14 protein-coding genes are annotated in these 11302 nt (G+C 58.7%); 5 read left to right on the forward strand and 9 right to left on the reverse strand.

The window, feature by feature from the left end:
• Both AF70_RS29290 and AF70_RS29295 read left to right on the forward strand, forming a co-directional pair.
• On the forward strand, nt 1–307 hold a 307-nt coding region (locus tag AF70_RS29290), incomplete at its 5' end, for a transposase (RefSeq protein ID WP_169342483.1).
• A gap of 132 nt (nt 308–439) precedes the next feature.
• Nucleotides 440–1069 (forward strand): glutathione S-transferase, encoded by a 630-nt coding sequence (locus AF70_RS29295; RefSeq protein WP_018928807.1) that lies wholly within the window; start codon nt 440–442, stop codon nt 1067–1069.
• Nucleotides 1070–1128: 59 nt separating this feature from the next.
• Here AF70_RS29295 and AF70_RS29300 read toward each other — a convergent pair whose 3' ends face one another.
• The 5 genes from AF70_RS29300 to AF70_RS29320 form a co-directional block, all read right to left on the reverse strand.
• Nucleotides 1129–1311: a hypothetical protein gene (locus AF70_RS29300; protein WP_081791021.1), complete on the reverse strand. Its 183-nt coding sequence runs from the start codon at nt 1309–1311 to the stop codon at nt 1129–1131.
• The gene (gene creD / locus AF70_RS29305) at nt 1308–2678 is read right to left on the reverse strand and encodes a cell envelope integrity protein CreD (RefSeq protein ID WP_019580697.1); all 1371 of its coding nucleotides are present in this window, start codon (nt 2676–2678) and stop codon (nt 1308–1310) included. The genes AF70_RS29300 and creD overlap by 4 nt, the downstream gene beginning before the upstream one ends.
• 119 nt (nt 2679–2797) lie before the next feature.
• Nucleotides 2798–4225 carry a two-component system sensor histidine kinase CreC gene (gene creC / locus AF70_RS29310; RefSeq protein WP_028939044.1) on the reverse strand — a complete coding sequence of 476 codons (1428 nt, stop codon included), beginning with the start codon at nt 4223–4225 and terminating at the stop codon, nt 2798–2800.
• Nucleotides 4225–4905 (reverse strand): two-component system response regulator CreB, encoded by a 681-nt coding sequence (gene creB, locus AF70_RS29315; protein WP_028939045.1) that lies wholly within the window; start codon nt 4903–4905, stop codon nt 4225–4227. The genes creC and creB overlap by 1 nt, the downstream gene beginning before the upstream one ends.
• Nucleotides 4906–4964: 59 nt before the next feature.
• The gene (locus AF70_RS29320) at nt 4965–5471 is read right to left on the reverse strand and encodes an ATP-dependent zinc protease (protein ID WP_019580694.1); all 507 of its coding nucleotides are present in this window, start codon (nt 5469–5471) and stop codon (nt 4965–4967) included.
• Between the two features lie 220 nt (nt 5472–5691).
• Between AF70_RS29320 and AF70_RS29325 the strand changes: the two genes are divergently transcribed.
• Nucleotides 5692–6576 carry an acyltransferase gene (locus tag AF70_RS29325; protein WP_028939046.1) on the forward strand — a complete coding sequence of 295 codons (885 nt, stop codon included), beginning with the start codon at nt 5692–5694 and terminating at the stop codon, nt 6574–6576.
• A 1-nt stretch (nt 6577) separates the two neighbouring features.
• On the opposite strand, the gene AF70_RS29330 is transcribed toward AF70_RS29325, so the two are convergent.
• On the reverse strand, nt 6578–7192 hold the full coding sequence (locus AF70_RS29330; RefSeq protein WP_028939047.1) for a DUF2780 domain-containing protein: 615 nt from the start codon (nt 7190–7192) through the stop codon (nt 6578–6580).
• Between the two features lie 332 nt (nt 7193–7524).
• On the opposite strand from AF70_RS29330, the gene AF70_RS29335 reads away from it, so the two are divergent.
• Together AF70_RS29335 and AF70_RS29340 are read left to right on the forward strand one after the other, a co-directional pair.
• On the forward strand, nt 7525–7737 hold the full coding sequence (locus AF70_RS29335; RefSeq protein WP_028939048.1) for a cold-shock protein: 213 nt from the start codon (nt 7525–7527) through the stop codon (nt 7735–7737).
• Nucleotides 7738–7822: 85 nt separating this feature from the next.
• On the forward strand, nt 7823–8077 hold the full coding sequence (locus AF70_RS29340) for a hypothetical protein (RefSeq protein ID WP_032830934.1): 255 nt from the start codon (nt 7823–7825) through the stop codon (nt 8075–8077).
• Between the two features lie 162 nt (nt 8078–8239).
• Here AF70_RS29340 and fdhA read toward each other — a convergent pair whose 3' ends face one another.
• The 3 genes from fdhA to AF70_RS29355 form a co-directional block, all read right to left on the reverse strand.
• Nucleotides 8240–9439 carry a formaldehyde dehydrogenase, glutathione-independent gene (gene fdhA, locus AF70_RS29345; protein WP_019580688.1) on the reverse strand — a complete coding sequence of 400 codons (1200 nt, stop codon included), beginning with the start codon at nt 9437–9439 and terminating at the stop codon, nt 8240–8242.
• A 138-nt stretch (nt 9440–9577) separates the two neighbouring features.
• Nucleotides 9578–10435 carry a formyltetrahydrofolate deformylase gene (gene purU, locus AF70_RS29350; protein WP_018928799.1) on the reverse strand — a complete coding sequence of 286 codons (858 nt, stop codon included), beginning with the start codon at nt 10433–10435 and terminating at the stop codon, nt 9578–9580.
• Between the two features lie 198 nt (nt 10436–10633).
• Nucleotides 10634–11266: a sarcosine oxidase subunit gamma gene (locus tag AF70_RS29355; protein WP_019580687.1), complete on the reverse strand. Its 633-nt coding sequence runs from the start codon at nt 11264–11266 to the stop codon at nt 10634–10636.
• Nucleotides 11267–11302 lie beyond the last annotated feature (36 nt).

The raw sequence follows: 11302 nt of genomic DNA on the forward strand, positions 1-11302 counted from the left end.
TCGTTATGCAGGGCTGGACGTGCGACTGACCCAGTCTGGAACGAGCATCGACAAGCCCGGACGCCTGAGCAAGGGTGGCAACGCCTACCTGCGCTCGGCGATGTTCATGCCTGCCATGTCAGCGATCCGCTGCGATCCTTATGTGAAGGCTTTTTACGACGTGCTAGTCGGTCGTGGAAAACGAAAAATGCAGGCCATCTGTGCGGTTATGCGCAAATACCTGACAGGCTTGTGGGCCTGCATACGCGCTGGAGAGGATTTCGATACGGCCAAGCTTTTCAGCGAAAAACGTCTGCTAAAAGCTTGACCGTGAACAGAGTATCTACAGGCTTTGTGTCGCTTGCGACATCGGCGAACGGTACAAAACCTGTGGAAACGAGCTTGAGCTCAGGCACTAAAGCGCTATGCTCCCGACTCTGCCCATGATCGAGATGCCGACATGTCCGCCCCCAGCATGACCTTGTTCCACAACCCCGCCTCGCCCTTTGTTCGCAAAGTCATGGTGCTGTTGCACGAGACCGGTCAAACGAACCGCGTGGCGCTGCAAGCCTGCCAGCTCACGCCGGTCAGCCCGGATCAGGCTCTCAACAAAGACAACCCGCTGGGCAAGATTCCGGCGCTGCGCCTGGCCGACGGCAATGTGTTGTACGACAGCCGGGTGATTCTCGATTACCTCGATCACCAGCACGTCGGCAATCCGCTGATTCCTCGTGAAGGCTCGGCGCGCTGGCGGCGCTTGACCCTGGCTTCTCTGGCAGACGGGATCATGGATGCCGCCGTGATGATTCGCTATGAAGTGGCCCTGCGCTCACCGGAGAAACATTGGGACGCATGGCTCGACGGTCAGCGCGACAAGATTCGTCGCGCCCTGGCGCTGTTGGAGGCCGATGCGATTGCCGAGCTGACCAGCCATTTCGATGTGGCAGCGATCAGTGTGGCCTGTGCCTTGGGTTATCTGGATTTGCGCCATCCGGATCTGGAATGGCGCAAGGAAAATCCAAAGTTGGCCGAGTGGTATTTCGAAGTGAGTCAGCGGCCTTCGATGATCGCGACGATGCCCAAGGCTTAAATCTTCGCTGGCTGTACCGGCCTATTCGCGGGCAAGTCGGATCGCCGCACCGCTCGCTCCTACAAGTTGAAGTGATCCGTAGGAGCGAGGCTTGCCCGCGAACGAACCACTGGAGATCTGTTGTGGGAACGAGCCTGCTCGCGTTGGCGCCACACCGGACCCAACGGAAACAACCCGGCAATCCGCGTCGCCAACACCTCACCCACACGCTGATCCTCGCGCAACCCCAACCACCGGCTCATTCCACGGCACCTATATCAAAGTCCAAGGGCTTCGCGGCTTTCTGCCCGATCCGGTACCAGTCCAGCTTGCGGGTCAGCACCATGAACACGCCCAGCAGCCCAAACAACAGCAGCGAGCCCATCAACAGCGCGTAATCCTCGGCGCTCAACAAGCCGTAAAGCAGCCCGTATAACGCCGCCAACCCCGCCGAAAAGCTCAAACCGTGACGCACGCTGCGCAGCACATGACAGACATAAAAACCGATCAACGCCACACAGCTACTCGCCGACAGCAGATACGCCAGGGCAAAGCCGATGTGTTCGGACAGCGACAACAGCAACAGGTAGAAGAACGCCAGCGCTACACCCACCAAGGCGTACTGCACCGGGTGCACCGCCAGGCTTTTCAGCACTTCGAACAGGAAGAAACCGGCGAAGGTCAGGACGATGAACAGCAATGCGTATTTGATTGCCCGGTCGCTTTTCAGGTACTGGTCCACCGGGTCGATGAAACTCACGCCGAAACTACGACCGCTGAACGCCTCGCAATGACCGCCCGACACGCAACTGTTCAACGCTTCTTGCAGGTTGGTGGAGAAAAACGAGGTCTGCCAGTTGGCAGTGAAGCCCTGATCGGTGATTTCCCGCTGGGCCGGCAGGTAATTGCCGATGAAGCTGGGGTGAGGCCAATTGGCCGCCAGTGAAACCTTGCTGGTCTTGCCCACCGGCAGAACTTGTAACTGGCCGGTGCCTTGCAGACGCAAGTCGAAACCGAAGGCCAGCTCCGTGGCCTGTTGGGTGTCCAGTACCGGCAACGTCACATGCACACCCTCGCCCAGCCAGCCCACCTGGCTACCCGGTACAAAATCCAGCTTCTGGCCATTGAGTTCGAGTTTCAGCGCATTTTCGATGCCGCGGATGTCGCTGATGCCAACGGCCAGGAACGGCTGATCGAAGCGGTAATCGGCGAAGTCCTCCTTGATGCCCAGTTGTGCCGGAACCGAAAAATGCCCGCTGATGCGGTTATCGGCATGGAACAGTCGCGCCTCGTAGATACCCCGGGCGCGCAGCTCCGTCTGGACCTGGCCGTCGAGTTCGAAACGCTCCGGCAAGAAATACAAACGCCCGCGCTCCTCGCCGACATCCTGATAACGCTGGTTGGTTTTTTCGTTGGTTTTCCAGGTGCGCACCGTTTTGCGATAGGGCACCACCATCAGCGGGCCGCTCAATTGCTGGCTGTAACTGGAACTGCGGGCGATGTCTTCGAGCACACCGTCACGCAGTTGCTGGCGCTCCTGGATCACGCCGTTGATCATCAGCAACGGGATCAGCAGCAACAGAATCAGCAGGGCAATTGCCCCGAGTTTTAGGGTCAGGCTTCGGTTCATGGGACTCTCCCTGTTTGGATGGAGAGAGTCTGGATCGGGTATGTGGGAGATTTGTGGGGCGAATGTGGAGAGTGTGTGGAATTTGCGCTCGGCGCAGGAGCTGCCGAAGGCTGCGATCTTCAGCGGCTTGAAGGCAACCGCAAACGCACTTGAACACCGCCGTCGACGTTGCCGATACTCATCACACCACCATGCAACTTGACCACTTCCTCAACGAAGTTGAGCCCCAAACCGGTGCTCTTGCGTCCACTGTCCGGACGCGGCAGTGAGTAGAAGCGCTCGCTCAAGCGTGGCAACGCATAGTCGGGAATCGCTTCGGCCTGGTTGAACAGCCTGAACTCGATCTGCTCACCGACTCGCTCGGCACACAATCGCAGCACGCCATACGCCTGGGTGAAGTCCAAGGCATTCTCCAGCAGATTGCCCAGCGCCTGGCGCAATAGGAACGGCTCGCCAAGCAGATTCAGATCCGCTGCAACTTGCCGTTCCACACGCAATTGCTTGCCTTCGATTCGTGCAGCCTGCGCGTTCAACAGTTCTTCCACCAAACCCGCCAACGGCACCGCCACCCGCTCCTCCAACCCTTGGCGTTGCTCAACCTGCGCCAGGTTCAACAGTCGCTCGATTAACTGTTGCATGCGCGCACTTTCGCTGTCGATGTTACTGACGAAGCGCTGCTGCTGGGCCGGCGGCATTTCGCCTTGCAGCAGCTCCGCTGCGCCACGAATCGCCGCCAGCGGGCTTTTCAATTCATGGGTCAGGGTGTGCACATAACGCTCGACGTAGGCTTTGCCTTCGAGCTGGGTGCGCATGTGCTCCAGTGCCGTGGCCAGTTGCTCCAGCTCGCCGCCGCGGTAATGCGGCACCTCCACCCGGCGGCCTTCACTGACGGCCTGGGCATAGGCCGTCAACCGCCGCAGCGCCGCGCTCAGCCACCAGGACAACAGCGCACCGAACAACAAACCGAGGCCAATCAATCCGGCGCCATACGTCAGCAATCGCCGTTCGGTGCGATCGACGTAAGGCTGCAGTGAGCTGTTGGGTTTGGCCACGGTCACCACGCCGATGATCTGGCCATTGTCGCGAATCGGTGCCCCAACGTGCATCACCGACGAGTTCGAATCATCGGGGTTGCTGCGCGTCGAACGCGCGCCGTACTCGCCACGCAGGGTCAAGTAGACGTCGTTCCAGCGCGAGTAGTCCTGGCCCACCGCAATCCCGCTGGAGTCCAGCACCACAATGCCCTTGGCATCGGTGACGTAAATGCGGTGATTGACCTGATTCTTCGACAGGCCCCAGATTTTCGCCTTCGGTTGCCGCTCGCCATAAGCCTTGAGCAACTCGGGCCAGCGGTTCTGGCTGAGGGTGCCGGCCTTGAAGTCGTCACGCAGGATCTCGGCCATCAGGTTGGCGGTGTCCACCAGGGTTTCTTCAGTGGACTGGCGCACACCGGGGCGGATTTCTTCCATCACGGTGTTGAGCACGAAGTAGCCGGTCAGGCCGATGAACAGCACGTAAACCAGAAAAATCCGGATCCCCAGTGACATCAGCTGTGCCCCGGGCTGTAGCTGTAGCCGAGGCCGCGATGAGTCTGGATCGGCTCGGCGTCGGCCTTCACCAGGCGCAACTTGGCGCGCACGCTCTTGATGTGGCTGTCGATGCTGCGCTCGTAACCGGCATCGGCGGCCACGCCCAGCGCATCAAGCAATTGCTCGCGGCTGAAGACTCGCTCAGGTTGTTCCAACAGGCATTGCAGCAAACGAAACTCATGGCGAGTCAGGCTCAGCGGCTGGTTGCGATAGCTGATCTGCACCCGTTCGCCGTCGATGCGAAACAGCGTCGACGCCAACTCCGCCACCGGTCGTGGCGCCATGCGCTTGAGAATCGCCCGGACCCGCGCCGCCACTTCCCGGGGGCTGAACGGCTTGACCACGTAGTCGTCGGCGCCGATTTCCAGGCCCACCACGCGGTCGATCTCGGCGTCACGGGCACTGAGGAAAATCACCGGCACATCACTGAAACGCCGCAACTGCTTGCAGGTCTCGAAGCCGCTGATATCCGGCAGGCCGATATCGAGAATGATCAGGTCGGCCGGGGTGGCGCGCTGTTGTTCGAGCGCCGCCGCGCCAAGGCTCAACCAGGTGGTGGTAAAGCCCTCGCCCTGCAAGGCGAAAATCAGGGTGTCGGCAATCGCCGCTTCGTCTTCGACAATCAGGATATGAGGCATGGCGTCCGAGCCCGCTGGTTAAGTGGGCGAACGTTGCCCCAAGGCTGATTCGCCGTCAATCAGCAGTCGGGTTTGTCGGCTGTAAAGCGACGCGCCGGGTTCACTGCCGCGCCAAACTCACGCAGGGCTTTGGCGCCGATCAGCAACGGGTAGTTAAAGCTGCTGCGGTCGGTGAGGTTGACCTCGACGGTGCGCTTGACGTTGCCCAGGCACAGTTCCAGATCGACCACCGGACGCTTGGTCACTTCGCTCACGACCTTGTCTTCATCTTCTTCATCGGCACGGTTCTTGATCTTGCTGATCCGCGCGACCTTATGTTCATAGACCTTGTTGCTCGCGCCTTTGGTGGCGAGGCGAAAGCGCACCCACTCGTCGCCGTCGCGGGTGAAGGTTTCGATGTCTTTGGCCGACAGCGACGCGGTCAGGGCGCCGGTGTCCATTTTGGCCTTGAGGACTTCACCGCCGATTTCCGGCAGCGCGATGTATTCGTAACGCCCGTACAGGGTCGGCTCGGCGGCCAGGACCGGCAGGGCCACGAGGGTAAGCAGTGCAAGGAGAGATTTCACGTAAGGGCTTCCTTGAGGGATGTGGACGCATGGCCGAATTCTAGACCGCAAAAAACAACGATAGTTGGACCACGTCCCACTTTTGTGGCCCTCGCCACAATGGCAATAGCGATACGCTGAGAGCATACCGTTGCCAAGGTGAAACATTCGTCACCACCGATTTGGCCTGCCAACCGAAGCTGCTTATCATGGCGCGCCCACACGCTTTCAAGAGTTATCTATGCGCCGCCTGCTCACCGGCTGTTTCGTTACCCTGCTGCTATTGCTCAACACGCTGGTCCTGTTCGGGCCTTTGATGGTGTTCGCGCTGCTCAAACTGCTCCTGCCCGGGCGCTTTCGCGATTACGCCTCGTGGGCGGTGATGTGGATTGCCGAAACCTGGGCGGAGATCGACAAGCTGATCTTTCGCCTGTGCATTCCCACCCAATGGGACATTCGCGGCGGCGATGAGCTGCGCGGCGACACCTCGTATCTGGTGATCGGTAACCATCAGTCCTGGGTCGATATCCCGGCGCTGATCCAGGCACTGAACCGGCGCACGCCGTTCTTCAAGTTCTTCCTCAAGAAAGAACTGATCTGGGTGCCGTTCCTGGGCCTGGCGTGGTGGGCGTTGGACTATCCGTTCATGAAGCGCTACAGCAAGGCGTTCCTGGAGAAGCACCCGGAGCTGGCCGGCAAGGACCTGGAGATCACCAAACAAGCTTGCGAGTTGTACAAGCGCCAGCCGGTGACCGTGGTCAACTACCTGGAAGGCACCCGCTACACCGCGGCGAAAAGCGCCCAGCAGCAGTCACCGTTCACCCACCTGCTCAAGCCCAAGGCGGGCGGCGTGGCGTTTGTGCTGGCGGCGATGGGTGAACAGCTGGACGCCATTCTCGATGTGACGGTGGTGTATCCGCAGCAGAAGATTCCGGGGTTCTGGGATTTGCTCAGTGGCAACGTGCCCAAGGTGATCATCGACATCCACACCCGCGAATTGGACCCGGCACTGTGGCAAGGCGATTACGAAAACGATCCGGAGTTTCGCGAAACAATCCAGAACTGGGTCAACCAGCTCTGGATTGAGAAGGATCGGCGCATCCAGGCACTACGCGATGAGGGCTGACTCAGCTACCGGCGCCGGTACCCCAGATCCCGCCGAGGTTTTGCAACAGCGAACCGGCAACGCCTTGCTGACCGAGGTATTGCAGGATCACCGGGGCAAACACGCCGACCATCCCGGTGTCCATGCCCAGGGCGCTGAAGGCGTTGTTCAGGTCCTTGGTGTCCTTGACGTTACCCAGCAAGCCATTGAGCAACGCATTATTGTCCGAGCCCGCGCCGAGTAGCCCGCCCAAGCCAGTCAGACCACTGATCGCGCTGTTACCGGCGATCTGAGCGAGGCCTGGCACGGTTTTGCTCAGTTCGGAGAAGTCCTGGCCGCTGAGCTGATTCCGCGCCAGCCCCAGCATCGCACCGGCACCGCCGATGGCCTGCTCGGGGGTAATGTCGAGCTGCGAACCCAGGGTATTGAGCAAACCGGCCGCCTTGGGCGCCGCCGCCACGATGCCATCGACATCATCGGCCTCGACACCCTCGACATCCTCGTCGTCCTGCATCGATGACACCGCCTTGACCGCATCGCTGAGGCTTAACTGTGCAAAGGCCGGGCTGGCGGCCAGCGTCGTCAACGAAGCGACAGCCATGAGCGATGCCAATGCAAAACCGCGTGAAACGTTCATCCAGACATCCTCTTGTGCCACATGAAGACCGCCCGGTAACAGGAGCGGTAAAACTGCCGATTTGACCGGGGTTTGCGGGGCATTGTTCCTTGCGGGGTTAGCCATTTTTACCTCTGGAACGGAGCGCCAAAATAGCAATGGAATACTTCGGCTTGTTCGCAGCTATAAAAAAGCTTTCATTTACATCCAACCGATATAAAAAACTGTCAGATCTGACAGTTGCTGCTTCCGTCCAGCATAATTAAGCTGAATTCGTAACAACAGCAATTGTGAGTAAATCAGTAAAAAGCAGCTCACATTTCTTCGTTTTCGCTTAGGTAGGAAGCATCAACATGTCTGACAGAGAAAAGGGTAAAGTTAAATGGTTCAATGATGAAAAGGGCTTTGGATTCATTACACCAGATAGTGGTGCCGCAGACCTTTTTGTGCATTTCAAAGCAATTCAAAGCGATGGTTTTAAATCCCTGAAAGAGGGTCAGACAGTCTCTTTTGTAGCAACAAAAGGGCAGAAAGGAATGCAGGCCGAGCAAGTGCAACCAGAGTAAAAAAACACCGTTCTGTGTATGAGCATCCAATAAGGCCTGCGCTGTATAGCCGTATGCGCAGGCTATTTTTAAGGGGGTCGCAGTGATGGAGAAACTACTGGAACAATTTGGCAACTTGGTTATGAACGACTCTACGTCGCTGCCATCGAAAAGCTTGGAAAATATAGATTCGGACATTCAGCCGATTATTTTTTGCATCAACCCAGGCGACTATCATCCGAAGGTCGGCGATAAGGTAACGTATGATGTCGTCCAAGGTGACAACGGACAGCTCTACGCAATCAACATTACAATTGTCGGCCACGAATACACCAACAAACCACTGCCCCTCGACAGCTAGCCCACACATTTCCTTTCTAACCTGCAGCACCTGTTTTTATTTAATCCGGGCAATATAGTTATATCGACTCTATTACAACTTCTCACCAAGCGTTAAGAACCCCATAGAAGAATAAAAAAGGGCGACATCACTGTCGCCCTTTTTTCCGTCTTGCTCCAGGCCTTACGCCGCACTAAACAACTTGTGCGGATCGATCACAAACTTCTTCGGCACGCCCGCATCGAACTCGCCGTAACCCCGTGGCGCGTCATCCAGGCTGATGACTTCCACGCCGACGATGTCGGCAATCTTGATGCGGTCCCACATGATCGCCTGCATCAGTTGGCGGTTGTACTTCATCACTGGCGTCTGGCCGGTGTGGAAGCTGTGGGATTTGGCCCAGCCCAGGCCGAAGCGGATGCTCAGGCTGCCCATTTTCGCGGCAGCGTCCACTGCACCCGGATCTTCGGTGACGTACAGGCCAGGAATACCGATTTTGCCAGCGACGCGAACCACGCCCATCAGCGAGTTGAGTACGGTGGCCGGAGCCTCGTGCTTCACGCCGGCATGGCCGTGACCGCGAGCTTCGAAGCCTACGGCATCGACGGCGCAGTCCACTTCTGGTTCGCCCAACAGTGCAGCGATTTGTTCGTGCAGTGGGGTGTCTGTCGACAGGTCGGCGATTTCGAAACCCTGAGCCTTGGCATGGGCCAGGCGGATCGGGTTGACGTCACCGATGATCACCACCGCAGCACCCAGCAGGCGAGCGGAAGCGGCAGCTGCCAGGCCAACCGGGCCGGCGCCGGCGACGTACACGGTGCTGCCAGGGCCAACGCCGGCAGTCACTGCGCCGTGGTAACCGGTAGGCAGGATGTCGGAGAGACAGGTCAGGTCACGGATTTTTTCCATGGCCCGGTCGCGATCTGGAAGTTTCAGCAGGTTGAAGTCGGCATACGGCACAAACGCGTATTCGGCCTGGCCACCGGTCCAGTCACCCATGTCGACATAACCATAGGCACCGCCCGGACGCGCCGGGTTAACGCTCAGGCAGACGCCAGTATGTTGCTCTTTGCACGAACGGCAACGGCCACAGGCAACGTTGAAAGGTACCGACACCAAGTCGCCGATCTGCAGGTTCTCGACACCGCTGCCCTTCTCGATCACTTCACCGGTGATCTCGTGGCCCAGCACCAGACCGGTCTGAGCGGTGGTGCGACCGCGCACCATGTGCTGATCGGAACCACAGATGTTGGTGGAAACTACGCGCAGGATGACACCGTGTTCGATCTTCCTGCCACGCGGGTCCTGCATTTTGGGATAGTCGATTTTCTGTACTTCGACCTTGCCAGCGCCGAGATACACCACACCACGATTACCAGACATGCTTTCACCTCGCTGTTGTTTTTATGTAGCGGTCGCGTCGCCAGGAAGCGGCGGCGCGTTGATTGCTCGGTAAATCAAAAGATCGCAGACTTCGGCAGCGTCTACAGAGACAGGCGATCTTTTCAGGCAGTAAAAACGCTAGAGAACAACTGTCCTGTTAGCGTTAAGGAACACGCGTCTTTCAATGTGATAACCCACGGCCCGCGCCAACGTCAGCCCTTCGATATCCCGCCCCTTGGCGATCAAGTCTTCGGGATAGTGGCTGTGATCAACGGCTTCCACGCCTTGGGCGATGATCGGACCTTCATCCAGATCGTTGTTGATGTAATGCGCCGTGGCGCCGACCAGTTTCACGCCTTTGTTGTAGGCTTGGTGATACGGCTTGGCGCCCTTGAAGCCCGGCAGCAGCGAGTGGTGAATGTTGATCGCCTTGCCATCGAGTTTGCGGCACAGCTCTGGCGACAGAACCTGCATGTAGCGGGCAAGGATCACCAGCTCGGCGCCGGCCTCTTCGATCACCTGCCAGACCTGGCGCTCTTGCGATGGTTTGTCGTTGGGGTCCAGCGGAAAGTGGTAGTACGGAATCTGGTGCCAGTCGGCCAACGGCTTGAGGTCCGGGTGGTTGGAGACCACCGCGACCACGTCCATCGACAACTGGCCGATGCGCTGGCGGTAGAGCAAGTCGTTGAGGCAGTGATCGGCCTTGGAGACCATGATCACCACTTTTGGCCGGTAGTTCGGTGGGGTCAGCTCGAAGACCATCCCGAAGGCGGCACCACGCTCCGCCAGACCTGCGCGGAAGGCTTGTTCGTCGAAAGCGTCGGGTTGCCGAAACTCCACGCGGATGAAGAAACGGCCTGAGAGCCGGTCATCAAAGGAGTGGTGCTCGGTGACGTAGCAGCCCTGCTCGAACAGAAAGCGGGTCACCGCATCCACGGTGCCGAGGACGCTTGGGCAGTCGGCGGTCAGAATCCATGTGTCTGGGGCGCGGCTCATAGTGCGGTGACTCCTGCTGCTACATCTGTGATCAGAGAGAACTCTGTGGCGAGGGGGCTTGCCCCCGTTCGGCTGCGAAGCAGTCGTAAAACCAATCAATACGGTTTAACTGATGGGCTTTGGGGCCGCTTCGCAGCCCAACGGGGGCAAGCCCCCTCGCCACAAAAACCCCCTCGCCACAGGTGGGAACGATCAATCTCAAGCTTGGACGCTAAGCCCGTACTCAGCAGCCGCATCCTGCAACCACAACCACCAGTAATCCGAGAAGCTGCGGCGAATCAGCAGTTCCCAGGTGTCTTCGGCGGTATGGCGGATCATCAGTTGCGACTTGGCGAACACCGTGCCAACAGCCTTGCCCACCGGGAAGTTGTTGGGGTGCACGTCGTAGCTGGTGGACTTCATCAGCACCTGACGCACGTTCGGGCCGCTGAGTTCGAGGATCTGCTGGCCACCGCTGACGTTGACGATCTGGATGTGCAGGTCGCCCAGCGCTTCACGGAGTTTTTTCTCGGCCGCGAATTCTTCACCAGTCGGCACGATCAGCAGCCATTCATCCGGCCCCATCCATTGCAGGCTGGTTTCGCCTTTGATGATCACGGTCAGCGCACCTGGCAATTCGATGCCAAGGGCCTTGTGCACACCAGCGGCGAACGCGGCGTCGTGGCCATCGCCACGGATGGTCAGGTGACCGAGGAGTTTTTTCTCACGCACGATCACGCCGGCGTTCTTGCGACCCTTGCCCACCAGGCTGGCGAGGTCGGCATGATGCAGCGACGACTCGGCCTTGGCCCCGGTGGTTGGGCGTTGTTGGTAAACATTGGCTGCGGTCATAAAGCACCTGTTCCTGAATTCTTTGTCGCCCCCCGC

The organism is Pseudomonas sp. KD5, from assembly GCF_012932895.1.
Lineage (GTDB): Bacteria > Pseudomonadota > Gammaproteobacteria > Pseudomonadales > Pseudomonadaceae > Aquipseudomonas.